22 protein-coding genes are annotated in these 24,509 nt (G+C 70.7%); 7 read left to right on the plus strand and 15 right to left on the minus strand.

The genetic code is table 11. The features are described 5' to 3' along the window. Window positions 1-5: 5 nt before the first annotated feature. From ACQP2P_RS27020 to ACQP2P_RS27030, 3 genes are all read right to left on the minus strand, one after another. On the minus strand, window positions 6-1,673 hold the full coding sequence (locus ACQP2P_RS27020) for a GMC family oxidoreductase (RefSeq protein ID WP_433605326.1): 1,668 nt from the start codon (window positions 1,671-1,673) through the stop codon (window positions 6-8). A 172-nt stretch (window positions 1,674-1,845) separates the two neighbouring features. Then, the gene (locus ACQP2P_RS27025; protein WP_433605328.1) at window positions 1,846-2,370 is read right to left on the minus strand and encodes a type 1 glutamine amidotransferase domain-containing protein; all 525 of its coding nucleotides are present in this window, start codon (window positions 2,368-2,370) and stop codon (window positions 1,846-1,848) included. 102 nt (window positions 2,371-2,472) lie between these two features. After that, window positions 2,473-3,186 (minus strand): cysteine hydrolase family protein, encoded by a 714-nt coding sequence (locus tag ACQP2P_RS27030; RefSeq protein ID WP_433605330.1) that lies wholly within the window; start codon window positions 3,184-3,186, stop codon window positions 2,473-2,475. A 310-nt stretch (window positions 3,187-3,496) separates the two neighbouring features. On the opposite strand from ACQP2P_RS27030, the gene ACQP2P_RS27035 reads away from it, so the two are divergent. Beyond that, a complete protein-coding gene (locus tag ACQP2P_RS27035) occupies window positions 3,497-5,113 on the plus strand; it encodes an MFS transporter (protein ID WP_433605332.1) in 1,617 nt (538 codons plus the stop codon). An 8-nt stretch (window positions 5,114-5,121) separates the two neighbouring features. Here the strand turns inward: ACQP2P_RS27035 and ACQP2P_RS27040 are convergent, their stop codons facing one another. Next, window positions 5,122-5,601 carry a DUF2267 domain-containing protein gene (locus ACQP2P_RS27040; RefSeq protein WP_433605334.1) on the minus strand — a complete coding sequence of 160 codons (480 nt, stop codon included), beginning with the start codon at window positions 5,599-5,601 and terminating at the stop codon, window positions 5,122-5,124. On the opposite strand from ACQP2P_RS27040, the gene ACQP2P_RS27045 reads away from it, so the two are divergent. Next, on the plus strand, window positions 5,582-6,961 hold the full coding sequence (locus ACQP2P_RS27045; protein ID WP_433605336.1) for a glutathione-independent formaldehyde dehydrogenase: 1,380 nt from the start codon (window positions 5,582-5,584) through the stop codon (window positions 6,959-6,961). The two genes, ACQP2P_RS27040 and ACQP2P_RS27045, sit on opposite strands and share 20 nt — an antisense overlap. Window positions 6,962-7,163: 202 nt before the next feature. Continuing rightward, window positions 7,164-8,837, plus strand: a complete 1,674-nt coding sequence (locus tag ACQP2P_RS27050) for an FAD-dependent oxidoreductase (RefSeq protein WP_433605338.1) — start codon at window positions 7,164-7,166, stop codon at window positions 8,835-8,837. Between the two features lie 37 nt (window positions 8,838-8,874). Here the strand turns inward: ACQP2P_RS27050 and ACQP2P_RS27055 are convergent, their stop codons facing one another. The 4 genes from ACQP2P_RS27055 to ACQP2P_RS27070 all read right to left on the minus strand — a co-directional run bounded on the left by ACQP2P_RS27055 (window position 8,875) and on the right by ACQP2P_RS27070 (window position 12,641). Further along, the gene (locus tag ACQP2P_RS27055) at window positions 8,875-9,426 is read right to left on the minus strand and encodes a nucleotide exchange factor GrpE (protein WP_433605340.1); all 552 of its coding nucleotides are present in this window, start codon (window positions 9,424-9,426) and stop codon (window positions 8,875-8,877) included. 192 nt (window positions 9,427-9,618) lie between these two features. After that, complete coding sequence (locus ACQP2P_RS27060; RefSeq protein ID WP_433605342.1) at window positions 9,619-10,380, minus strand: DUF2267 domain-containing protein; 762 nt, start codon at window positions 10,378-10,380, stop codon at window positions 9,619-9,621. 41 nt (window positions 10,381-10,421) lie between these two features. After that, window positions 10,422-11,084, minus strand: coding sequence for an Hsp20/alpha crystallin family protein (locus ACQP2P_RS27065; protein ID WP_433605344.1), 663 nt, complete (start codon window positions 11,082-11,084; stop codon window positions 10,422-10,424). 132 nt (window positions 11,085-11,216) lie between these two features. Continuing rightward, window positions 11,217-12,641 carry an NAD-dependent succinate-semialdehyde dehydrogenase gene (locus ACQP2P_RS27070; protein WP_433605346.1) on the minus strand — a complete coding sequence of 475 codons (1,425 nt, stop codon included), beginning with the start codon at window positions 12,639-12,641 and terminating at the stop codon, window positions 11,217-11,219. 109 nt (window positions 12,642-12,750) lie between these two features. Between ACQP2P_RS27070 and ACQP2P_RS27075 the strand changes: the two genes are divergently transcribed. After that, window positions 12,751-13,602 (plus strand): aldo/keto reductase, encoded by an 852-nt coding sequence (locus ACQP2P_RS27075; protein WP_433605348.1) that lies wholly within the window; start codon window positions 12,751-12,753, stop codon window positions 13,600-13,602. A 61-nt stretch (window positions 13,603-13,663) separates the two neighbouring features. Then, on the plus strand, window positions 13,664-14,110 hold the full coding sequence (trxA, locus tag ACQP2P_RS27080; RefSeq protein WP_433605350.1) for a thioredoxin: 447 nt from the start codon (window positions 13,664-13,666) through the stop codon (window positions 14,108-14,110). A gap of 63 nt (window positions 14,111-14,173) precedes the next feature. Here the strand turns inward: trxA and ACQP2P_RS27085 are convergent, their stop codons facing one another. Continuing rightward, a complete protein-coding gene (locus ACQP2P_RS27085) occupies window positions 14,174-16,018 on the minus strand; it encodes a glycoside hydrolase family 15 protein (RefSeq protein ID WP_433605352.1) in 1,845 nt (614 codons plus the stop codon). Between the two features lie 201 nt (window positions 16,019-16,219). Between ACQP2P_RS27085 and ACQP2P_RS27090 the strand changes: the two genes are divergently transcribed. After that, window positions 16,220-16,669 carry a DUF1931 family protein gene (locus tag ACQP2P_RS27090; RefSeq protein ID WP_433605354.1) on the plus strand — a complete coding sequence of 150 codons (450 nt, stop codon included), beginning with the start codon at window positions 16,220-16,222 and terminating at the stop codon, window positions 16,667-16,669. A 70-nt stretch (window positions 16,670-16,739) separates the two neighbouring features. On the opposite strand, the gene ACQP2P_RS27095 is transcribed toward ACQP2P_RS27090, so the two are convergent. From ACQP2P_RS27095 to ACQP2P_RS27105, 3 genes are all read right to left on the minus strand, one after another. Continuing rightward, window positions 16,740-18,305, minus strand: a complete 1,566-nt coding sequence (locus ACQP2P_RS27095) for a tannase/feruloyl esterase family alpha/beta hydrolase (protein WP_433605356.1) — start codon at window positions 18,303-18,305, stop codon at window positions 16,740-16,742. 159 nt (window positions 18,306-18,464) lie between these two features. After that, window positions 18,465-18,710 carry a DUF6401 family natural product biosynthesis protein gene (locus ACQP2P_RS27100; protein ID WP_433619282.1) on the minus strand — a complete coding sequence of 82 codons (246 nt, stop codon included), beginning with the start codon at window positions 18,708-18,710 and terminating at the stop codon, window positions 18,465-18,467. 131 nt (window positions 18,711-18,841) lie between these two features. Beyond that, the gene (locus tag ACQP2P_RS27105; protein ID WP_433605358.1) at window positions 18,842-19,852 is read right to left on the minus strand and encodes a hypothetical protein; all 1,011 of its coding nucleotides are present in this window, start codon (window positions 19,850-19,852) and stop codon (window positions 18,842-18,844) included. Between the two features lie 235 nt (window positions 19,853-20,087). Between ACQP2P_RS27105 and ACQP2P_RS27110 the strand changes: the two genes are divergently transcribed. Next, the gene (locus ACQP2P_RS27110) at window positions 20,088-21,779 is read left to right on the plus strand and encodes a methyl-accepting chemotaxis protein (protein ID WP_433605360.1); all 1,692 of its coding nucleotides are present in this window, start codon (window positions 20,088-20,090) and stop codon (window positions 21,777-21,779) included. On the opposite strand, the gene ACQP2P_RS27115 is transcribed toward ACQP2P_RS27110, so the two are convergent. From ACQP2P_RS27115 to ACQP2P_RS27125, 3 genes are read right to left on the minus strand one after another with little or no spacing between them, the layout of a single operon-like run. Further along, entirely contained in the window at window positions 21,686-23,860 is a 2,175-nt protein-coding gene (locus ACQP2P_RS27115; RefSeq protein WP_433605362.1) for a chemotaxis protein CheW, read from the minus strand. The two genes, ACQP2P_RS27110 and ACQP2P_RS27115, sit on opposite strands and share 94 nt — an antisense overlap. Continuing rightward, window positions 23,857-24,144 carry an STAS domain-containing protein gene (locus ACQP2P_RS27120; protein WP_433605364.1) on the minus strand — a complete coding sequence of 96 codons (288 nt, stop codon included), beginning with the start codon at window positions 24,142-24,144 and terminating at the stop codon, window positions 23,857-23,859. Before ACQP2P_RS27120 ends, ACQP2P_RS27115 begins: the two co-directional genes overlap by 4 nt. Further along, window positions 24,141-24,509, minus strand: coding sequence for a response regulator (locus ACQP2P_RS27125; protein WP_395908106.1), 369 nt, complete (start codon window positions 24,507-24,509; stop codon window positions 24,141-24,143). The genes ACQP2P_RS27120 and ACQP2P_RS27125 overlap by 4 nt, the downstream gene beginning before the upstream one ends.

Here is a 24,509-nt window from a genome sequence, read left to right on the forward strand (position 1 = left end):
GTTGGCTAGTTGACCTTGATGTGCTCTTCGCGGCCCTTGGCATAGGTCGAGACGATGTAGTCGCACGCGCGCCAGGCGTTGGCCATCATGGTCAGCGTCGGGTTGACGCCGGTCGACGTCGGGAAGCCCGAGCCGTCCACGACGAAGAGGTTGTCGATGTCATGGGTCTGGCACCACTCGTTGAGCACCGACTTGGCCGGGTCGTTGCCCATCCGGGCCGTGCCGTGCTGGTGGCAGGTGTTGCCGGTCATCCGGTCGAGGTAGACCGGGACCGTCTTGCGGGCGCCGGCGACCTCGAGGATCTCGGCGTTCTTGTCCACCTGCCATTTGCTCATGCGTACGTCGTTGTCGTGCGGCTGGTGGGTGATCCGGGCGACGGGCAGGCCCCAGGCGTCCTTGACGGTCGGGTCCAGGTCGACGCGGTTGGACTCGCGCGGCATGTCGTGCAGGATCGCGCCGATCTTCATCGCGTAGTTGAAGTAGTCGCGGTCGGCGTCCTTGAGGGCGCTGCCCCAGCTCGGCCGGCCCGGGAAGACCCAGTTGACCGGGTGGACCGTCTGCGAGGCGGAGATCAGGCAGCCACCGATGTGGCCGCGGGACTCATCGGTCTCGTAGAACTCGAACGTTCCGCCGCTGATGTAGTTGCCGGCCCAGCCGTACAGCGGGTCGTCGACCTCCTTGTCGAACAGGCCCACGGCGAACACGTACTCGTGGAACGTGGCGTTCTTGCCCACCAGGCCGCTGGAGTTGGCCAGGCCGTCCGGGTGCTGCGCGGACTTCGACATCAGCATCAGCCGCGCCGACTCGATGGCGCCGAGGCTCAGCACCACCACCTTCGCGTCCTGCTCGACCTCGTGACCGTCGGGGTCGATGTAGACGACGCCGGTGGCCCGGCCGTCCTTGCCGACCTTGATCTCCCGCACGAAGCACTCGGAGCGCAGCTCGAAGTTGCCGGTCGCCACCGCCTCCGGGATGAAGGTGGTCAGCGTGTTCGACCGGGCGCCGCTCGGGTCGCCGTACTGGTTCCAGAAGCTGGTCTTGTTGAACGGATCACGACCCTTGTGCCGGTTCGTGACCATGGCGTGCGGGATCGGGAACGCGTTGATCCCCATCTTCTTGGCCGCGTCGTAGAACCGCTTGCCGAACCGGGTCGGGCGCAGCGGCGCGCTCGGGTACGGCTTGCTGCGAAACGGCTCATACTTGTCCGCGCCGGCCACGCCGGAGACGCCGAACTCCCACTCCACCTTGGTCAGGTAGGGCTCGAGGTGCTCGTAGCGGATCGGCCAGTCGGCGAGGCTCGCGCCCTCCAGGTCGCCGTGCAGCGTGCGCTGGATGAAGTCCGACTCGCGCGGCCGCGGCACCCAGCCGGCCCAGTGGTTGGTGCCGCCGCCGACGAGCTGCGGGGTCGGCGAGAAGGGGAACACCTCGGCGACCGAGTTCTCGTCATGGCGCAGCGTCCTGGGGAACAACTTCGGATCCGGCCAGAGGTAGTTGCGATTGACGTACTTGACTTCGTCGCCGGAGTAGTGCTCGTGCGCACGCAGCCACGGACCACGGTCGAAGCCGACGACCTTCATGCCGGCTTCGGCGAGCACCTTGACGGCGGTGCCACCGGTCGCGCCGAGCCCCACGACGATCGCGTCGACCGGCTCCGGCTTGGGGGTGTATGCCATTTTCCTATCCCCTTGTTGGATGGGCCATGCAGAGGTCAGAAGCCCGGGCGCGTCGGCGGTGCCGGGCGTGGTCTTCTGGGCGGCGATGTCGGCGTGCCGGCGCTTGACGCGCTCGGCGCACCGCACGGCGACGGCCTGCAGCGTGCTCGCGGCTCGGCCGCCGCCGCACGCGCTAGGCGCGCTCGAGGTACTGGACGATCGCCCGGCCGAAGTGGGGCAGGTCGACCGGCGTGCGGGAGGTGATGACGTTGCCGTCCTCGACGACCGGCTCGTCGACCCACGTCCCACCGGCGTTCTCCACGTCGGTCCGGATCGGCAGGTAACCGGTGATCCGGCGGCCCTTCGTCGCGCCGGCCGAGGCGAGCATCCAGCCGCCGTGGCAGATGGCGGCGACGAGCTTGCCCGACTCGTAGGCGTCGCGGACCAGGTCCACCATCTCCGGGTGCAGGCGCATGTTGTCGGGAGCAAAGCCGCCGGGGATGACCACCGCGTCGAAGTCCGCGGCGGACACGTCCGGCGCGGCGGCGTCGGCCTGCATCGGGTAGTGCTCCTTGCTGTCGTACACGTTCTTGGTACCGCTGCCGATGACGCGAACGTCGGCGCCGGCTTCCTGCAGGCGCAGCAAGGGGTACCAGCCCTCGAGGATCTGGTACTCGTCTTCGATGAGCAGGGCCACGCGCTTGCCTGAAAGCGACATTTTCACGTCCTTTTTTCGTGCTGACGGATGTTCGGTGGTGCGAATACAGCCGGTCGGCGGGCCTCGTGCCGGGCGTCCGCCGACCGGCCCGGGATGCGGGACTCAGGCCCCGATCATCTGCAGAAACTCGATGCTGGTGCGCACGTCGCCGTGGTTGGCCTGGATGTTGCGCAGGGCCTCCCAGTGCTGGCCGTAGCCGAGCGGCTGCTCAGCGCCGCCGGGGATGGAGGCCGGGATGGCGGCGGTCGTGTCGGCCAGGACAATGATCTTGAAGTCCTGGTTGTTGCCGTCGATCGCGGTGGAGATCTGGCAGTTGCCGGTGGACAGGCCGGCGACGACGAGGGTGTCGCGGCCCGCGCGGCGCATGTACTCGGTCAGCGCCGTGCCGTAGAACGAGGAGAACCGGTGCTTGCGGATCACCGGCTCGTCATCGAGCGGCTTGAGCTCGTCCACCAGCTCGTCGCCTCCATTGCCCCAGGACCCCGGGAAGGTGTCCAGCTGGCCCACGAGGCCCCACTTCCTGTCGGCGAACCCGGCGTCCTTGCCGTCACCACGCAGGCCCCACAAGGACCAGACGACCGGGATACCCTTGGCACGACAGGCCTCGAGCACGTTGACCACCGGCTGGACGACGTCCTTGCCCTCCGGGGCGCCGCCGACGCTCGGGATGTACATGGCACCGCCGGGCTCAGCACACGCCTTCTGCATGTCGAGCACCAGCAGCATCGTCTTCTCGGGGTCGATGACCGGGGCCACCCAGGTCGACCGGTCGATGACCTTGTCGATGTTCTCGTAGGTGAAGTCGAGCGAAGACATCGATCCTCCTCTGGCGTCTGAGGTGGGCGTGGAAGCCCGATTCGTTGATGGCGGTCGCCCGTCCCCCCGAGCGCACGCCGTGGCATCGCCGCTGTCACTCAACCGGCGCATAGCTGATCGGGTGAGCAGGTGGTCTGAACACTAATCCAGCCTGCGACAGTGTCAAGAGGTGTTTCGTCTTGACTTCGGGTGCGTTACACCCACCGTTGCCGACAAGGTCAGAACGGGCATGGAAAGTCGCGGTAGGAGCGCGACAAGACGTACCGAGTGGGTACGTGGCTCACGTGACCGCGACGCTGGGACAGGTGACGTGACCGCGACGCTGGGACAGGTGAGCGGACCGGCTAGTTCGGTGTGGGCGCCGTTGCGCGTGCCGACGTTCCGCGCGCTGTGGATCGCGCTGCTGGTCAGCAACATCGGCACGTGGATGCAGACGGTTGGCGCCCAGTGGCTGCTGGTGTCCATGCCGGGCGCGGACATCCTCGTCGCGATGGTCCAGACCGCGACCACACTGCCGGTGCTGCTGCTCGCCCTGCCCGCGGGCGTCCTCGCCGACATCTTCGACCGCCGCCACCTGCTCATCGCCGTCCAGCTGGGCATGACGGCGGTCGGTGTCGCGATGACGGTCGCGACCGCGCTCGGCGCGATGACGCCGGCGCTGATGCTGACGCTGACGTTCGCCCTCGGCTCCGGCGCGGCGCTGACGGCCCCGGCCTTCGGTGCGCTCATCCCCGAGCTGGTACCGCGCCGGGACCTGGCCCATGCCTCGGCGCTCGGCGCCGTCAGCGTCAACCTCGCCCGCGCCGTCGGCCCGGCGCTGGCCGGCCTGGTGATCGCGTGGATCGGCATCGCGGGCGTGTTCGCGCTCAACGCCCTGTCGGTCGCGGTGTTCGCGGCCGTGCTCATCGCCTGGCGGCCGGGGCCGATGACGGCGAGCGAGGACCCGGAGCGCTTCCTGGCCGCGCTGCGCGCCGGCGGCCGCTACGTGCGCCACTCCCCCGTGACCCGCCGGATCCTGCTGCGCGCCATGCTGTTCGTGGTGCCCGCCACCGCGCTGTGGGCGCTGCTGCCGCTCGTCGCCAGCCGGCTGCTGAACGTCGGCGCGGGCGGATACGGCGCGCTCATGGGCGCCCTGGGCGTCGGCGCGATCATCGGCGCGGTCCTCCTGCCGCACCTGCACCGGCTGCTGCCGACGAACGTCGGCCTGCTCGTGGCCAGCGCCGCCTATGCCGGCTGCCTGCTGCTCATCGCGCTGTGGCACGACATGCTCGCGGTGACCGTGGCGCTCGTGCCGGCCGGCATCGCGTGGGTGGCGGTCCTGTCCACCATCAACGCGCAGATGCAGCTGTTCCTGCCGGTGTGGGTGCGGGCACGCGGCCTCTCGGTGTACCAGATCGTGATCTTCGGCGGCCAGGCGACCGGCGCGCTGCTGTGGGGCACGGTGGCCACCGACGCCGGCCTGGCCTGGGCCTTCGCGATCGCCGGCGCCGCGATGCTGCTCGGCGCAGCCACCGTCCGGCTGCTGCCGCTGTTCGACACGCACCACATCGACCGGAACCCGACGGTGTACTGGCCGGAGCCCCACCTCGAGCTCGAACCAGATCCCGAGGCCGGCCCGGTGCTCGTCATCGTGACCTACCGGGTCGAGCCGACGAACGAGGCCGCGTTCGTGGACGCCATGCAGCAGGTGCGGGATGGCCGGCTGCGCACCGGCGCGACCGGATGGCGGCTGTACCGCCAGGGAGAGCACCCGTGGACGTTCGTCGAGGTGTTCCAGGTGCCGAGCTGGGGGGAGCACATGCGCCAGCACTCCCATCGGGCGACGGGCTTCGAGGTCGACGCCGAGCGCCGGGCGTACGCGCTGGCCGCGACCGCTCCCGAGGTCGCGCACCTGCTGCCGGCCGTCGGTGCCCCGAGCGCGCGTTGAGCGGGCTACTACTCCTTCGGCGCGCCCACTCCCTCACGCGCGGCGGTCTCCGGCGCGGCCGTCCCGGTGCCGCGCGGGCCGGTCGCCTCCTGCGGCAGCTCGGCGCGGCGCGGCTCGCCGGCCGGCTCGAACAGCGGGCCGAAGTCGGTCGGCAGCTCGGCGCGCAGCTGCCGGTACGCGTCGCCGGCGGCGGCCTCGCGCAGCGCCACCAGCACCGCGTGCGCGGCGTGCTCGGAGGCCGCGGGCGAGGCCTCGATGTGCCGGCCGAGGCGGCGCAGGAACTCGTCGGCGCCGTAGCTCTCGGTGGGGCCGTCGTGGCGCAGGTACGGCCGGAGCCGGTCGGGCAGCCGGTCGGCGAGGTCGGCGGCGGCGTCCGGCGAGATCGCCTGCGCCAGCACGCTCACGGCCATGCAGCTGACCGTGTCCACCTGACCCGGGTCGATCCCGCCCTGGTCCCGCACGAGCCCGATGAAGGTGTCGTACTCCATAGCCCGCCTCCCGACTCCGACATGGGGCATTGCGGACATTTCCAATGTACGTCCGGGCCTGCACCCCTCCAACCGCCCCGGCATCGTGGGAGAGCCGGCCGCGAACGCGCGCCGCGTCGACGTCGCGCGCCCACAAGACCCGCAGGGACATCCCCCGGTTCGCCCGGCCGGCCAGTTCAACGCCCGGCGGCCGGGTACTGCGCGAGTCATGAAGGCTGTCGTGTATGAGGGACCGCGTAAGGTCGCGGTCAAGGACGTGCCGGACCCGCGCATCGAGCACCCGCAAGATGTCTTGGTCCGGATCACCACCACCAACATCTGCGGTTCGGACTTGCACATGTACGACGGTCGGACCGATATGGAGACCGGCCGGGTCCTGGGCCATGAGAACCTCGGTGAGGTCATCGAGGTCGGTGCGGGCGTCGACAAGGTCCGTGTCGGTGACATGGTGTGCCTGCCGTTCAACATCTCGTGTGGGCACTGCGCGAACTGTGAGCGTGGCCTGACCGCGTTCTGCCTGCGGACGAATCCGGATCCGGGGATGGTCGGTGCCGCGTACGGCTTTGCCGGCATGGGCCCGTACAACGGTGGTCAGGCCGAGCTGCTGCGGGTGCCGTTCGGTGACTTCAACTGCCTGGTGCTGCCGGAGAACGCTCGTGACCGGGATCGGCAGCGCGACCTGGTGATGCTGGCGGACATCTTCCCGACCGGCTGGCACGCGACGCAGCTCGCCTGTGTGCAGCCCGGTGACAGCGTGGTGATCTACGGTGCCGGGCCGGTGGGTCAGATGGCGGCGCTGTCGGCGACGATCAAGAACGCGGCCAAGATCATGGTGGTCGACTTCCATCAGGACCGCCTGGAGCTGGCCTCGAAGATCGGTGCGATTCCGATCGACGCGTCCAAGGAGTCCGTCGTCGACCGGGTGATGGAGGAGACGAACGGTCTCGGCGCGGACCGGGGCTGCGAGTGTGTCGGCTACCAGGCCCACGACGCGTCCGGGCGGGAGCACCCGGAGATGACGATGAACAGTCTCGTGCAGACGGTCAAGTTCGCCGGGACGATCGGCGTTGTCGGCGTGTTCGTACCCAAGGACCCCGGCAGCCCGGACCAGCTCTACCACGAGGGGAAGATCGCGTTCGACCACGGCCTGTTCTGGACCAAGGGCCAGACGATGGGCACCGGGCAGTGCAACGTCAAGGCGTACAACCGGGCGCTGCTCAACCTGATCATCGAGGACAAGGCGCGGCCGTCGTACATCGTGTCGCACGAGCTGCCGCTGCAGCGGGCCCCGGAAGGCTACGAGCACTTCGACAAGCGTGAGCGCGGCTGGACCAAGGTGATCATGCACCCGGACCTCTGACGCGGAGGTTCGCGCCGCCCGGTCCGGCGGCGGGCGGTCCCTATCGCACCGCATCCATCCGTCGCCGCTGCGCGACGGCGGGTACGACGTCCACCGACCCACTGCGTCGCCCAGGTCGACGGTTCCATCGCGACCTGGGCGACATGCTTCGGGTTAGCCGGCGACGGTTCGGGTAGGACGTGCTCCTGCTGAGGGGGTGGATGTGAACGTGCTCCTCGAGACGCCGGACCCCTACGGGGCCTACCCACGCTTGGATGACGCCCAGATCCATGCCCTCGCCGCCGAGGGCCGGCGCCACCGCACGCAGAGCGGGGAGGTGCTCATCCGGGAGGGTGAGGAGAACTACGACTTCTTCGTGGTGCTCGCCGGCAAGGTAGCCAATGTCGACGGGTTCGGCGGCGACGAACGTGTCCTCGGCGTGCACGGCCCCAAGCGGTTCCTGGGAGAGCTGAGCCTTTTCACCGGCGAGGCCGCCTTCTGCACATCGCAGGTGCGCGAGCCGGGCGAGGTCCTCAGGATGCCGGTCGAGCGTCTCAAGGCCGTGATCGCGGACGATTCCGACCTGGGTGACCTGATCCTGAAGGCGTACCTGATCCGCCGCTCCCTGCTGATCGGCCGCGGTGCCGGGCTTCGGATCATCGGATCCTGCTTCTCGCCCGACAACCGGCGGCTGCGCGAATTCGCCGCTCGCAACCGCATTCCCTACCAGTGGGTCGACCTGGAGAAGGATCAGGACGCCGAGACGCTGCTGCGCGGGCTGCACGTGCGACCGGATCAGACCCCGGTGGTGATCTGCCCGGCCGGGCAGGTGTTGCGCAACCCGAGCAACGCGGAGCTGGCCCGGGCGGTGGGCCTGCCCGCACCTCAACCCGGCGCCACGTTGTGCGACCTCGCCATTGTCGGGGCGGGCCCGGCAGGCCTCGCCGCCGCCGTCTACGGCGCCTCGGAGGGTCTGCAGACCGTCACCCTCGACGCGTTCGCGACGGGCGGCCAGGCCGGCCGATCGTCACGGATCGAGAACTATCCGGGCTTTCCAGCCGGGATCTCCGGCGGGGAACTGGCCGAGCGGGCGGTCGTGCAGGCGAAGAAGTTCGGAGCCAAGTTCAGCGTGCCGGCTCAGGCGCGCCGGCTGGAGCAACGCGAAGGCCACTATGTCATCGAGCTCGACAACGGCGGTGAGGTCACAGCCCGGACCGTCCTGATCGCGACGGGCGTGCAGTACCGCAAGCTCGACGTCCCGCGCTTCGAAGAGTTCGAAGCGAACAGCGTGTACTACGCGGCGACCCTGTCGGAGGCGCTGTTCTGCCGCGACGACCCGGTCGCGGTCGTGGGCGGTGGCAACTCGGCAGGCCAGGCAGCGCTGTTCCTGTCGAAATGCACGCCGGTCGTGCACCTGCTGGCCCGCTGCGAGGACCTCGGCGAGACCATGTCGCGCTACCTGGTCGATCGGATCGAGACGACACCGGCCGTTGAGACCCACCTCCGCACCGAGGTACGCGAGCTGCTGGGCGGCGAAACGCTCGAACGGCTCGTGGTCGAGGACAAGCGCACCGGGCAGCGCCGCGAGATTCCCGCCCGTGCGCTGTTCGTCTTCATCGGCGCGCGGCCGTGCACCGATTGGCTGACCGGTCAAGTCACCACCGACGAGGACGGCTTCATCCTCACCGGCCCGGACAGCGACGAGCCGGACCCGCCGCGACGGCCGCTGCTGCAGACCAACCTGCCCGGCGTGTTCGCCGCCGGCGACGTGCGCCGGGGGTCGATCAAGCGAGTCACCTCGGCCGTGGGCGAAGGCGCCACCGCAGTGCAGCTGGTGTGGAAGTACCTCCAAAGCGCCGGCCGCGTCGGCGAAGACACCGCAGCCGCCCTCAGATAGCGAGCACGTCGTCGCGGTGACGCTGCGTCAGCCACCGTCAGCCACCACCCGCTTCCCCGTCCCGTCGGTCGTCTTCCCCGGCGCCGGTGGTGGTCGTGGTGGTGTCCTCGGGCAGTTCCGGCAACGCGCTCACGACAACCACGGCGGGCCGCAGCAGCCGGTCCCCGACCGCGAACCCGGGCCGCAGCACCCGCACCACCGTGCCGGGCTCGGCGCCGGTGTCCCGGACCACCTCGACCGCCTCGTGCCGCTGCGGGTCGAACGGCACACCCGGCGTGTCGATCGGTTCGAAGCCGAGCTGCGACAGGACGCGCAAGGCCTGCTCGCGCACCTGCTGCACGCCCGCGACAATCGACTCCGGGTCGGCATCGGCGTGCTGCAACGCCAGGTCGATATGGTCGAGGACGGGCAGCCATGCCGCCGACACGGCGAGCCGCTCGGACTGCCGCAGCGCCGCCGTGTCGCGGCCGGCCGCCTTTCGCGTGTTCTCCACCTCGGCGAGTGCCCGGTGCAGACGATCGGTGAGCTCCGCGACCTCGTCGCTGCCGGACGGCGGTGTCGGGGGTGCGGATGCGGTCGGCTCAGTCATGGCTCTCACCCCGTGGAGAAGTCGGCGTCGATGACGTCGTCGTTGCCCTCGCCCGGGCGCTCCTCCCCCGGCCGCTGCGGCCCTCGGCGCCCCGGGCGCACCGTGAGGGCCACTCCCTTCGCGGCCCGATTGTTCGAGCCTTCACCGGGTCGGGGCGGCAGTGCCCATCCTTCCCGGGTGAGACCGGTGCGTTCACGGCTCCCGCAACAGCTCGCGGTACCGGCCGGGCAGTTGCACCTGCACGTCGAAGAACTCCTCGTCGTCGACGACGTCCCGCACCGTCGACAGCACGGCCCGGATGTACCGGATCACGCGGTCCGGGGGGAACCCGGTGTGCTGGGTGACCTCGACGACGAACTCCTCCGGAGCGAGGTCCGCAGCGGGCTTCTGCTGGCCCCGCCGCAGCGCCGGATGCAGCTGGACCGGCAGGAACGTCATCAGGTCCTCGGCCTCACCGCCGATGCGCCGGGCCAAGGTCTCCAGGACGGCCTCCGCCACGCGCTGCGCCTGCCCGGGGTCGAGCCCGGCGCGGTCCGCGACCTTGCGTAGGAAGCTGTCCGTCGGGACACCGCCGGCGAACTCCCCCTTCGGCAGCAGGGGCGCGTACGTGCGGGGCAGCCGTGCCGTGAGGTGCCGGTAGGTTTCGTCGTCCAGCGCCCGGCCCAGCGCTGTCATCACCACCGCCGTATGCCGCTGCGCCACCTCGACCGGCGCGTCCTCCCGGTGGGCCACCCGGCTCACGAAGTCGGCGGAATCGAAGCGTTGCGCCGGTCCGGTGGTGAACAGCCACGGCGCCACCTCCGGCGGCAGGGCGGGGACCAGGTGCAGCGCCTCGTCCTTGCCGATCCGCTCAGCCAGCGTCTCGAGGGTGGCGCGGACCGCCCGCAGGGCGGTTTCCTCGTCGCCGAGGCTCTGCTGGACCGGGCGAAGGAGCTCTTCGTACTGCACTGCCATCCGTGATCACCGTCCTGCCAGCGTCTGTCTGGTCGGTCAGGTCAACGCCGGTCACCCTGCCGGCTCTGGCCACCCTGCCCTGTGCGGCCCTGTTGGCCCTGCTGCTGGCCCTGTTGGCCCTGCTGCTGGCCCTGCTGGCCCTGTTGGCCCTGCTGCTGGCCCTGCTGGCCCTGCCGCTGGCCCTGCTGCTGCTGGCCCAGCTGGCCCTGCTGCTGGCCCTGGATCTCGATACGGCGCGGCTGCGCGTCGCGCCGCTTGCCGACTCTGACGGTCAGTACGCCGTTGTTGTACGTCGCCTCCACCCGGCTGGCGTCGATGTCGCTGGGCAGGTCGACGATGTACTCGAACTCGCCGGTAGGGCGGTTCTGGCGGCGCACTTGGCCGCCGCGTTCGCGTTCCTGGAAGGAACCGGAGATGCGCAGCTCCTCGCCCCGCATCTCGAGGTCGACGTCGGACGGGTCCACATTCGGCAGGTCCACGTCGATGACGTAGGCGTCCTCGACCTCCTCGACGTCAATCGGCGGCGTCAGTTGCGACCACGCGGCCGGTGCCAGCGTGGTGGGATCGCCGAGGACCGTCTGCATCAACTGCCCGAACCGGCTGGTGATGTCATCCAGCTCCCGGCGCGGGTCCCACCGGTAGGCGGGTATGCCGGCCAGCTGAGCGCCGCGAAGCCGTCTGGAGGTGAACGGTGCAAGAGTCATGGTGGATCGATTCCCTTCCTGAGCACGGACCAGCTCTCGTGAGAGGGTCTCGCCAGCTTGATCGCCTCCGATCATGGGCTGCCGGACGGGAGCGTGTTTCCCCTGGCCCGGATGAACTTCCGCCGGCTGCTCTCAGCCGAGAGCGTCGGTGATGGGTGTGTCCGCGGGCATCGTCACGACCAGCTTGCGGTTGGCGAACTCCTTGAAGCCGATCTCGGACAGCTCACGCCCGTACCCCGACAGCTTGATGCCGCCGAAGGGCAGGTTCGGCTCCGACGACGTCGGGTGGTTGATCCACACCATCCCGCTGTCGACCCGGCGTGCGACCGACTGAGCCCGCGCCAGATCGGTGCCGAGCACGGTACCGCCGAGGCCGTAGGGCGAGTCGTTGGCGAGCGCGACCGCCTCGTCGTCGTTGTGCACCTGATAGACAACGGCTACCGGGCCGAACAGTTCTTCGTGGTAAGCCCGCATCGCCGGGGTCACGCCGACGAGGAGCGTGGGTTGCAGGAATGCGCCGGGGCGATCGATCCGCCCGCCGCCGACGACCGCGGTGGCGCCCTTGTCGAGGGCATCGATGACCTGGTCCAACAGCTTCTCGACGGCGCGCTCCGACGACATCGGCGCCAGCGTGGTGGCCTCGTCGGCGGGATCGCCGGGCCGCAGCGCGCGCATACGCTTGGCAAGCGCGGTCACGAACCCGTCGAACGCGCCTGCCATCACGATCATCCGCTTGGCGCTCACGCAGCTCTGTCCCATGTTGTGCATGCGCCCCGTCATGGCCGCATCGACGGTGTGCTCGAGGTTGTCACCGTCGAGGACGATGAACGGATCGCTGCCGCCCAGTTCCAGGACGCTCTTCTTCATGCTGCGCCCGGCGGCGGCCCCGACGCTGGCGCCGCCGCGCTCGCTGCCGGTCAGCGACGCGCCGCGCACGACGTCGAGACCCACGACGCGGTCGACCTCGGGGCCGGTGATCAGCAGGTTGGTGTACACCCCTTGTGGTAGCCCCGCGTCGGTGAACAGCCGTTCCAGGGCGAGGGCCGTCTGCGGGGTGTTGCTCGCGTGCTTGAGCAGGATCGTGTTGCCCAGCACCAGATTGGGTCCGGCGAACCGCACCACCTGGTACACCGGAAAGTTCCACGGCTCGGCGCCCACGATCACGCCCAGGGGATCGTTGACGATGGCGGCCGATCCGCCCTCGAGCTCCAACGGCTCGTCGGCGAGCAGCCCAGGCCCTTCGTCGGCGCAGTACTGCAGGATCCTCGCGGACAGGTCCATCTCGGCGCGGCTGTGCCCGATGAGCTTGCCCATCTCCAGGGTCACCAGCTGGGCCAGCTCCTCGCTGCGCTCGCGCAGCAGCCGGGCGGCCCGCCCGACCAGCGTGGCCCGTTCGTCGACGCCGGCCTGGCGCCAGGGCTGGAATGCGTGGTGCGCCTGCCGCGCTGCGTTGTCGACGGCCTCCCGGCTCATCGGCGGGAACTCACGGACGAGCTGGTTGTTGTAGGGGTTGACGGTGGCGATCGGGCTGTGCCGGACCGCGGCGGAGGTAGACATGGGGGTTGCTCCTTTCGCGCGACGGTTTGGGGACCCTGACTGCTACCCCCCGAGCACTGCCTGAACCAACGGGGGTTTGCCCACCCCCAGGCCGAGGTAGTGCGCTGCGATGAAGACGTTGAGCATGCGGATGGTGGAACTGCCGGCCGGCGAACAGATTCCCGTGCTGGGACAGGGGACGTGGGGCCTCGGGGAGGACCCGACCCGTCGCGACGAGGAGCTCACCGCGCTGCGGCTGGGCCTCGACCTGGAGATGACCCTCATCGACACCGCCGAGATGTACGGCGACGGTGCCGCCGAACGCCTCGTCGGTGACGCGGTGTTCGGCCGCCGCGACGACGTGTTCCTGGTGACGAAGGTGCTGCCGGAGCACGCCGACCAGGCGGGCACGATGGAGGCCTGCGACCGAAGCCTGCACCGGCTGCGGACCGATCACATCGACCTGTACCTGCTGCACTGGCCCGGCCCGGTGCCCGTCGACGAGACCGTGGAGGCGTTCACGCTGCTGCAGCAGCAGGGCAAGATCCGGTTCTGGGGGGTCAGCAACTTCGACACCACCGACCTGCAAGAGGTCACCGCGGTGCCCAACGGCCACGCCGTGCAGACCGACCAGGTGTTGTACAACCTGGCCCGTCGCGGCATCGAGTGGGACCTGCTGCCGGCGTGCCAGCGCTCCGGACTGACCGTCATGGCCTACGCGCCGTTCGACCACCGGGGAACTGTCCTGCGCCATCCGACCGTCATCGCCGTCGCCGAGCGGCACGGCGTCACCCCGGCGCAGGTGGCGCTGGCCTGGGTGATCCGCCAGGACGGGATCACCACGATCCCGAAGGCCGCCCACCCGGAGCACACCGCGGAAAACCGTGCCGCGCTGGACCTGCGACTCACCGCCGAGGACTTCGCCGACCTCGACCGCGCGTTCCCGCCGCCGGACGGCCCCACGCCGCTCGAGGTGCTCTGACCTCGATCGGGCTTGCGCACACGTTGTGCATGACCGTCACCGCTGGGGGTAGGTCCCGCTCATGAGCGGTGAGATCGTCGTCTGCCCGCACTGCGGGCGCCGCAACCGCGTCCCCGCGGCGGCCCCCGGCGTTCCGCGGTGCGGCAACTGCCATCAGCCCCTGCCGTGGATCGCCGATGCGACCGACGCCACGTTCGCCGCCGTGGCCGAGCAGTCGGCCCTCCCGGTGGTGGTCGACCTGTGGGCGGCCTGGTGCGGACCCTGCCGCATGGTCACCCCCGCCCTGGAGCAGGTCGCCCGGGACCTCGCCGGCAAGCTGAAGCTCGTCAAGGTCGACGTGGACGCCGCTCCGATGCTGTCCCGCCGCTTCGACGTGAAGGCGGTCCCGACACTGCTGATCATGCACGACGGCAAGGTCCTCGCCCGCAAGTCGGGCGCCGCACCCGCGCCTGCGTTGCGCCAATGGGCCGAAACGACCCTTGCGGGCATCCGCTCATCGACCGGGTAGCCGGCCAGGTGCCCCCGCAGGGCGCACTCCTGCGAACGCGGGCGGCGATCACGCCTCGTCCGATCACGCCTCGTCGCTGCGGATGACGTGGAAGACCGCATTGATGAGGGACAGGTGGGTGAGCGCCTGCGGGAAGTTGCCGAGGTGCCGACCGCTCTCGGGCTCGATCTGCTCGGCATACAGGCCGAGCGGTCCGGCGAAGGACAGCAGCTTGCCGCACAGCCGTCGGCCGCGTTCCGCCTCGCCGATCTCCACCAACGCGGACACCAGCCAGAACGAGCACACCGCGAACGCGCCCTCCTTGCCCGTGAAGCCGTCATCGGTGGTTTCGGTGCGGTAGCGCAGCACGAGGTCGTCGACGGTCAGCTCGGCGGCGATGGCCAGCACGGTCGCCCGGACCCGAGGGTCGTCCGGCGGCAGGAAACGGACCAGTGGCACCAGCAGCAGCGAGGCGTCGAGGGTGTCGGTGTCGTAGGCCTGCTTGAAGATGCCGTGCTCGTCGACGCCGTTGGCCAGGATGTCGGCGTGGACCTCGTCCGCGCACTGCTGCCACTGCTCGGCGCGGACCCGATCCTCGCGCAGCCGGGCCAGGCGGGCGCCCCGATCCAGTGCCACCCAGCACATCACCTTCGACGACGTGAAATGCCGTGGCTCGCCGCGGACCTCCCAGATGCCGCGGTCGGGCTCGCGCCAGTGCATCGCGGCGCTCTCCACCTGGTGCACCAGCACCTGCCACAGCCGGTCCTCGAGCCAGTCGCGGGTCTTGGTGTGCAGGTACACCGAGTCCACCATCGTGCCCCACACGTCGTGCTGGTGGTGGTGGAATGCGTCGTTGCCGACCCGTACCGGGCGCGCGCCTTCGTAGCCGTGCAGATGCTCGAGGAGGTGCTCGGTGAGGTCACGCTCGCCGCCGACGCCGTACATGACCTGCAGGTCGATGTACCGGCTGGCGATCTCGATGATGAACCGGCGGTAGTCGTCGGCCTCCCAGGTGAGGCCGAGCGTGTTCAGCGCCCACAGCGTGAACGAGGAGTCGCGGATCCAGCTGTACCGGTAGTCGAAGTTGCGCTCGCCGCCGGGGGTCTCCGGCAGGGAGGTGGTGGCCGCCGCGGCGAGTGCGCCGGTCGGGGCGTAGCTCAGCCCCTTCAGGGTCAGCGCGCTGCGTTCCAGGTGCGCCCGGAAGGGGTGGTCCGGGAAGTTGCCCCGGGCCAGCCAGTGCTGCCAGTGGTGGGCGGTCCAGATCAGCCGCCCCTCGGCCTCGTCCCAGTCGCGCGGCGGCTCCCGCGCGGTCCACGACAGCGCGCAGAAACGCCGGTCGCCGTCCTTCAGCAGAGTCCGGCCGACCGCGCGGCTCGCCTCGAAGCCGATCCGCAGGTCGGTGGTGAGCCGCAGCTCGATGTCGCTGCCTTCGGCGCGGCAGAGGCCCTCGTGGTAGTCCATGCCCGGGTACTCCCAGCGCCCCGGCAGCCGGCCGTAGCAGAAGATCGGCTCACAGTCCAAGTTGAGTTGCACCTCACCGCTGACGCAGCGGACCATGCGCAGCAGCACGTGCTCCGCGTCGTAGTCGGTCGGCGCGCGGCGGTGCGTGCAGGATCGGTCGGTGTCGTGGTGCCAGGGGCCCATGAGCAGGACGTCGCAGACGATGAGCCAGCCGGTCGGCGTGCCCCAGCTGGTCTCCAGCACCATGGTGCCCGGCAGGTACCGGCGGGCGGCCGGCACCATGGTGTCCGCGGGCCCCACACGGAATCCGCCGGCGTCCCGGTCGAGGATCGCGCCGAAGACGCTGGGCGAGTCGAGCCGCGGCAGGCACAGCCACTCCACGTTCCCGCTGGGCGCGACGAGTGCGGTCGTCTCACAGTCGGACAGGAACCCATACGACTCGATCGGCGGAAACGACGACGCTCGCATCAACCAACGGTTGCCCGGCCCGGGCCGATCCGTACCCTCTCGCCGGGGTGAGGCCGGCACCCGGGCGCAGTCCGCGTGTACGACCTGTCCGCGGGCCCGGCTCGCATCACCCGACGCTGCCCTCAGCCGCCGAGGTACGACGGCGCATGCGCGGCTCGATAGCGGGTAGCTCCCGACGACTTCCAGAAAGGAGGTACCGGGATGCCGGTGCTGGCCATCAACCGATTCGAACGCTTCTTCCGGGCGGCGGCGAGCCTGGACGTGGACAAGAGCGACCTCAAACGCTACAACGACTTCGTCGACCAGAAGGTCTACGACCTGCTCCTGATCGCACAGGCCAAGGCGAAGGCGAACGGTCGCGACGTCATCGCGCCGCACGACCTGCCGGTCACGAAGGGCCTGCAGGAGCGCATCCACGAGTTCCGGAACCTCGACGAGGAGATTGAGCTGCGCCCCATCCTGGACGCGCTCGCCCCAAGGCCACCGCTGGACCTCGCGCTGGGCGACGAGACCGAGCGCCGGCTGCCGGGCATCGTCGGTGGCCTGAGCGTCGCGCTCGCGCACACCTTCAAGATCATTGAACCGGACCTCAAGAACCCGCAGACCGCACAATGGGAGGCAGCACTGCGGATCTTCGACCTTCTGCTGTGATCGGAAGGCACAGGCGCGTATTGACGCGGCGCGCGCCCGGCGCTGTCGGGCCCGCGGTCGGCTCCATCCGTCAGCGGCATGTGTGGTCGGCGGTGGCCCGCTGCGGGTAGCGGCACAGGACACCGCCGACGTTCGGATGCGCGCCGGTGGTGGCGGCCGGCAACGTGTCGGGCGCGTGGCCGCGTTCGACCCAGTCCACGAGCGCCGCGAGCGGATCGGTGGGTGCGGGTCCGGCCCCGCCGGAGCAGTGCCCCACGCCCGGGGCGAGGAAGACGCGGTAGAACTGGTCGGTGGCCTCGGCTCCGCCCATGGCGGACTCGACGCGGCGGCGGTAGCCGACCGTGCCCTGCGGGAAGATCACCGGGTCGGCCAGGCCGTGCCAGGTGAGCATTTTCCCGCCGGCGGCACGGAAGGCGGACAGGTCGGGATTGTCGGAGCCGATCACGGCGCCGTACCGGGCCCTGGACATGGCGAACAGGCGCTCGAACTCGGCGTAGCCGATGGTGGAGACGTCGCGGTGCGGTTGGCGGAGCAGAAAGTAGCGAATCCAGTCCGCGGCGACGGGGAACGGCGCGCCGTGCCGCGGGCCGAACATCGGCTTCGCCGTGCCGGCCAGCCAGGTGAAGGACGCGCCGCGCGGCAGGCCATACCATTGCCGTTCGCCGGCGCGGGTCGTCGGGCCGTCCCAGATCCTGCGGACGATGTCGGCGTCGGCCGAGGTGATCCGGATCGTCCGGTCGTGACAGCGCACACTCGTGCCGACGAGCCGGCTGGGGTCGAACCGGCAGGTGTCGGGCCGCCCGATGATCCCGTCGAGGCGCCCGTCGTCGCCGTCGCACGCGGCAATCGCGGCGCGGTTGAAGGCGGCGAACTCGCATCCGGAAGGGTGGACGCCGGCCTCGTTCATGACCACCTGCGGCCAGAACTGGGCCAGGGTGAGGCGGTTCCAGGCGATGGCGGGCGCGTCGGCGAGAATCCCGTCGAAGTCGCCGGGGTAGCGCTGCGCCTCGACCAGGCCCTGCCGGCCGCCGGTTGAGCAGCCGGTGAAGTACGAGTACGCGGCCGGCCGCCCGTAGAACCCGGCAACCACCTGTTTGCCGACCTGGCTCATGTCGTGCACCGAGCGGTAACCGAAGTTGACCAGCAGCCCCTCGTTGATCGTCCCGTCATGCCGCAGGGCCCAGACGGGCGGGCGCCTCAGGGAGCCCGGCAATCCGGCGTCGGTGGACGCCGCCGCATAACCCTGCCGGACCGCCGGGACGAGGGCGCGCCCGAACTCGCCCGCGGCAAGAGCACCGCCGCCGGTGGCCTGGAAGCGGCCGTTCCACGTCGACCGTGGCAGCCACACCTCGATGCGCACCCGGTCACGAAGCGGCGGGTGCGTCAAGACGATCGTGACGTCGCACAACGCCGGGACCCCGCCGGCACCGAGCCGGCCGAGGCGAGGGGCCGCAGCACCCATCCCGGCCGGCCGGCCGGCCGCGGACATCGCGAGCACCCGCGCACCGGGCAGGTACGGCCGCGGCGGGAGCGGGCAGCCGCCGGATCCCGTGAGCAGCACGGCCGCGACAGCAACGGACACCATCAGCGCCACTGCCAGCAGGAGCGCGCCGAGGTTGAGCACAGGTCTTCGCATCGCAGCTTCCGCGGGGACGGCCGCGCCGGCGGGTGTGCGCCGAACGCCCCACAGGTACCCGCCGCGGCCCGCGGCACACTCACTCCGGGCCGCACGACCGCCGCCCACCGATCTTGGCCAGCGAGGCTGTGGCACATGGACGGGTGGCGCTCAGACGGGTCAGGCCGGCGCCGCGCGGTGCGGAAGGCTGCTGTGGCGGTGCAGGGCACAGACCGCGAGCAGCCGGACGGTGACCGGGGGCGCCCCGCGCCAGTCGGCGGTGGCGGCGTCGGGCTCGCGCCAGCCGAGCTGCGTGGCGCGGTCGATGAGCCCGTCGGCATAGCTGGCGAGCTCGGTGAGCATCCCGGCGCCCGCGGTGATCCGGTCGCGGACGGCGGCGGCGTGCTGATCGACGGCGGCGAGCAGTCCCGGGACGTGGGCCTACCCTGATCGCCCGGCCAGGGTTTGACCCGTTGTTTCGCACCGGCGTCATCCGGGTCCGAAGACCTGCCCGCCGCCCGGCGCCCTGGTGCGCAGGCCGGCGCGGGCGCGACGCTTCACAGCCAGTCCAGCCACGGGGTGTCCTCCCAGGGCTGCAGCTCCTGGGCGGGCAGCCGCGACGCCACCCGTCGCGCCTGGCCGCTGGCGCGGTCGACCCGCAACCAGCCGCCGCTGGTCTGGATGAAGATCTCCTTGCGGTCCGGCGAGATGAACATCTGCATCACCGTGGTCGCCGAGGGCGGCATGACCTGTTCGAGGGTGACCACCTTCGCCGCCAGGTCGACCCTGGCGACCGCCACGTTGCCCCACGGCTCGGCCCAGCCGTCCTCCGGCAGGTCCAGCGGCAGCGTCGCGGTGCACAGCACCATCGCGTGGTCGAACGGGAACCTGCACGTGTAGGAGACCGGCCGGCCCGACCCGTCGTGGCCGGAGATGTCGATCGAGCCGACCCGCCGGCTGCTCGCGGTCATGGTGCTGTGCGATTCGGCCAGGCCCGCGACGGTGACGTCGCCGGTCACGAGGGAGTCCACGGTCGCCTCCGCGCGCAGGGTCTGCGGCTGCGCGGGGTCCAGCGAGACCTGCAGGTTGCCCTGCGGTTTGTCGCCAGACTCGGCCCAGAACCGGCCGTCGCGGTGCTCCACGAACCTGTAACAGCCGTCGCCGGGCTTCGGGTGCTCCGCGACCTTGGTGAACTGGTGACCGGCCCAGCGGAAGACGAGCATGGCACAGTGGTCTTCGCCGACGGCCGAGGCGCCGTCGGTCGCCACGGTCAGCCCGACCACGTTGTCGCCGCCGATCACCGGCGCCTGGTACACGGTGTGGCCGTCGTCCGGGTCGTAGACGCTCACACTGTTGTTTTCCCAGTTGAACCAGACCAGGCCGGCCGGCAGGCGGGGAACGTCCGGTCCCGGCGGCACGGTGCCGCCGCCGCTTGGTGCCGGTCGGCTGCTCTGCGTCTCGGCCGGCAACCGGTTGTTCGTGCAACCAGCCAGGCCCAGGACACCGCTCAACATCACGATGCCGGCCGCCCGCAGCGTGTGCGGGGCGGCAAACCCAGTGTCATACATGGTCGCGGACGTCCTCGACTTTCGCGGGGCCGGGTATGGGCACGACGGTTGCCCGGAACCGCGCGACGGCGCGGGCCCGGGTGGTGCATCGCGTACGGTTGCACGCGATCGTCCCGAGCGGCCAGGGGCATTCGTCCCGACAGGCCAGGACACACTCGGCGGCAGAACGCTCAGGTGAGGCGGGCGCGGTCCGATTGGTGCGGTTGAAATGCGCCGTTCGGGGGGAGCACCAGCTGTGAGTATCGGGTCCGCATTCCGCAACGTGTCCGTCGCGTGGAAGCTGCGCATCGTCGCCATCGTGGTGTGTGCGCTGCTGGCCGCGGTCGGCCTGATCGGGCTGTTCTACCTCGGCAGCAGCCAGGACCGCCTCAACGCGCTGTACCACCGCAACCTGCAGTCGGTTCAACTGCTCGACGACGTCGCGGGGGACTATCTGCAGGTCCGCTTCCAGGTCCGTGGCCTGGCCCTGGCCCAGGGCGACACCGAGACCGCGGCCGCCGAGCAGAAGATCACCGAGGCGGTCGCGGGGCTCAACCAGAGCTGGCAGGCGTACGTGGCCAGGAACGCCGACGCGGCCTCCAAGGCGGACCGCGCCGCGTTCGAGGCGGCGTGGTCGGACTACCAGAAGGTGCTCAACGGCAAGTCGATCCCGACCGCGCGGGCGAACAACTACGTCGAATACAACCGGATCAGCCGCGAGGAGGTCGACCCGATCGCGCAGCACCTGGCCACGGCAATCGGCAGCCTGGTGCAGCGGCAGAACGCCGCGGCGCAGGCCGCGCTGGACGAGTCCAAGCGCGACTACGGCACCGCCCGGCTGCTGCTGCTCGCGCTGACCCTGGTCGCCATCGTCGTCACGTTCGGCATGGTGACGCTGGTGGTCCGGGCCGTGTCCCGCCCGCTGCGCGAGACCGTCGCCGTGCTCTCCGGGCTCGCGCAGGGCCGGCTCGACCAGCGTCTGGAGGTCACCAGCCAGGACGAGGTCGGCCGGATGGGTACCGCGCTCAACAGCGCCCTGGACCGGCTCTCCGAGACGGTCCGCACGGTCATCGACTCCACGCACCAGCTCGCCAACGCCTCCAACCAGATCAGCGGTGCGTCGCAGAGCCTGTCGCAGGCCGCGACCGAGCAGGCGGCCAGCGTCGAGGAGACCACCGCGAGCATGGAGCAGATGACCGCCAGCATCAGCCAGAACAGCGAGAACGCCACCACCACCGAGAGCATCGCCACGCAGGCCGCGACCGAGGCTGACCAGGGCGGCGACGCGGTGCAGCGCACCGTCGACGCGATGAAGCAGATCACCAGCAAGATCGGCATCATCGACGACATCGCGTTCCAGACCAACATGCTGGCGCTCAACGCCACGATCGAGGCGGCGCGGGCCGGCGAGCACGGCAAGGGCTTCGCGGTGGTGGCCACCGAGGTCGGCAAGCTCGCCGAGCGCAGCCAGATCGCCGCGCAGGAGATCAGCCAGCTCGCGGCCGGCAGCGTGCAGACCGCCGAGCGGGCCGGCAGCCTGCTCAGCGAGATCATCCCGAGCATCACCCGGACGTCCGACCTGGTGCAGGAGATCGCGGCGGCCAGCAGCGAGCAGGCCACCGGCGTGCGCCAGATCAACATCGCGATGACCCAGATCGGCAAGGTCACCGAGCAGACCGCGTCGTCGAGCGAGGAGCTGGCCGCCACCGCCGAGCAGATGGCGGCGCAGACCCACCAGCTGCAGGACATGATGACGTTCTTCGTCACCGACCCGGGCCGGGCGGGGCGGGCGCCGGCACTGCCCGCCTCCTACGAGCGCGGCGCGCACCGCACCGGCGGCGGCACCGGCCGGGCTCAGCGCCCGGCGCCCGCGCTGGTCCCGGCCGGGGCGAGCCGCTCGGCCGAGGACATGTCCACCATCGACGAGAGCAAGTTCGACCGGTTCTGAGCGACCCGGTCGCGCGCGATGTACTGCGAGACCAGCGCGTCGATGTCGAGGATGAGCGCGATGCTGCCGTTGCCGAGGATCGTCGACCCGACGACGCACCGCACATCCTGGAAGAGCTTGCCCAGCGGCTTGATGACCGTCTGCGACTGGCCGAGGAGCTGGTCGACGACGAGCCCGGCGCGCTGCCCGGCGTGCTCGACGACGACGACGCTCTGCCGGCGCGGCGGCTGCCCGCTGAGGGCGAACACGTCACGCAGCCGTACGAACGGCAGCGCCTGCTCACGCAGGTCCATGAACTGCCGCCCGCTTGCCCCGGCCGGCAGTTCCACGCACTCCACGACCCGGTCCAGCGGGACGATGAAGTACGTGTCGCCGGCGCAGACCAGGAACCCGTCGATGATCGCGAGGGTCAGCGGCAGCCGGATCTGCATCACCGTGCCGGCGCCCGGGGTGGTCTGCACGTCGATGCTGCCGCGCAGCGCGGTGACGGCGCCGCGGACGACGTCCATGCCGACGCCCCGTCCGGAGAGGTTGGACACGGTTTCGGCGGTGGAGAAGCCCGGCTCGAAGATGAGGGCGTAGACCTCCTGGTCGCTCAGCGTCTCGCCGCGGGCGACCAGGCCCCGCTCCAGGGCCTTGGCGAGAATGCGCTCGCGGTCCAGCCCGCGGCCGTCGTCGGAGATCTCGATGACGATGCTGCCGGCGTCGTGCGACGCGTTGAGCGCCAGCCGGCCCCGGGGCGGCTTGCCGAGCCGCTCGCGCTCCGCGCGGGTCTCGATGCCGTGGTCGAGGGCGTTGCGGACCAGGTGCGTCAGCGGGTCGCCGATGCGCTCCACGAGCGCCTTGTCCATCTCCGCGTCGCCGCCGGTGATCACCAGGTCGACGTCCTTGCCGAGCTCGACGCACACGTCGCGGACCACCCGCTCGAAGCGGCGCAGCGTGGTGCCGATCGGCACCATTCGCAGCGACAGGGCGGTGTGGCGGACCTCCTCGACCAGCCGCAGCACGTGCGCCTGCTCCTCGGAGTAGCCGTCGACCAGCGCGACCCCGGACTGGGCGATCACCAGTTCCCCGACGAGGTCGATGAGCCTGTCCAGCCGGGAGGCGAACACCCGGATCGTCTGGGTGTCCTGCACCCGGCCCTCGGCGGCCTTGCGCTGCTTGCTCAGCGCCGCCTCGACCACCGGCCGTTGGACGATCTGCTCCTCGACCAGGATCTCGCCGAGCGGGCGGCCCGCCGACTCCCCCGTGTGCTGCTTGGCCAGCGCCTCGGCCAGCTCCCGGTCGGTGACGACTCCGCCGCGGCGCAGCAGGTCGCCGAGCCGGTCCTCCTCCTCCAGCGCCGCGATGACCTCGGCGGCCTCGTCGGAGGGCAGGATGCGGATCGTGCTGTCGTCGCGGACGAACTCGAAGACGCTCTCGATGTCGGCCTTCGACGCGTCGCTCGTGAACTCCAGGTCGAAGCCGAGGTAGCAGACCTCGGGGTCGGCCTCGTCGGCCCGTGGCAGGGCGTCGGTGCGGGTCGCCAGGCGGGTGACGGTGCCCATCCGGGCGAGGTACCGCACGAACGACAGCGGATCCATCCCGTTGCGCAGGCAGTCCGGCCCGAACCAGATGCTCAGCAGCCAGGTGCGCGGCCCGGACGGCGGGGCCGGGGCCGGATGCGCCGGCGACACGCCGCCGGCCTGGAACGGCGCCAGCCCGGCGAGCAGCCGCGCGCTCACCTCCTGCTCGGCCGCGGTCGGCTCCTGCCGGCCCTCGGCGACCGCGTCGACCAGGGCGGTGATGTGGTCCGCGCAGGGCAGCAGCGCGCTCACCAGCCCGGCGCTGACCTGCAGCCGGCCCTCGCGCAGCTCGTCGAGGACCGACTCGAGCACGTGCGTGAAGGACACCAGGTGGTGCAGCCCGAACAGCCCGGCGGAGCCCTTCAGCGTGTGCATCGCGCGGAACAGTGCCCGGACCGCCTCCGGCCCGTCGGGCGCGGACTCGAGCTCCAGCAGCCCCTCCTCGAAGTCCTGCACCAGCTCGCGGGCCTCGGTGAGGAACGTGTCCAGGGCATCGCGGAAGTCGTCGTCGTTCATGCCGCCGCCTCCAGGTCCGGGGTCAGCCACGCCAGGGCCAGCACGTCGCGCACGGCCGGGCTGTGGTCGGTCAGCCGCAGCCGCAGTGCCCGCCGCTGCGCCTCGCGCCGGGCCATCAGCAGCACCTGCAGCCCGGCGGTGTCCAGCTCGATCACGCCCGACAGCCCGATCTCCAGGTCCGGGCCGCCGGTGAGGAAGCGCAGCAGCCGCTCGTGGTGCTCGGCCGCCGAGATGATGGTCAGCTCGCCCTCGATCTCCAGCCGGGCCGGCACCGGGCCGGTCACGGAGCGATCAGCTTCGACACGGCGGCGAGCATCTGCGCCGGCTGGAACGGCTTGGTGACCCACGCCTTCGCCCCGGCCGCCTGCGCCTGGCGCTTCTTCTCCTCCTGCGACTCGGTGGTCAGCATGATGATCGGCGTGAACCGGTGGTCGGGCTGCTTGCGGACCTCGCCGACGAGGGTGATGCCGTCCATGTTGGGCATGTTGACGTCCGAGATGATCAGGTGGACCCGCTTGCCGGCGAGCTTGCGCAGCGCGTCCTGGCCGTCGACGGCATCGATGACCTCGTAACCGGCGCCCTTCAGCGCGATCGTGACGACCTGTCGTACCGAGGCCGAGTCATCGACGATCAGAACGGTCTTGGACAT

Origin of the sequence: Dactylosporangium sp. CA-139114, assembly GCF_050955725.1 — a bacterium.
Taxonomy (GTDB): domain Bacteria; phylum Actinomycetota; class Actinomycetes; order Mycobacteriales; family Micromonosporaceae; genus Dactylosporangium.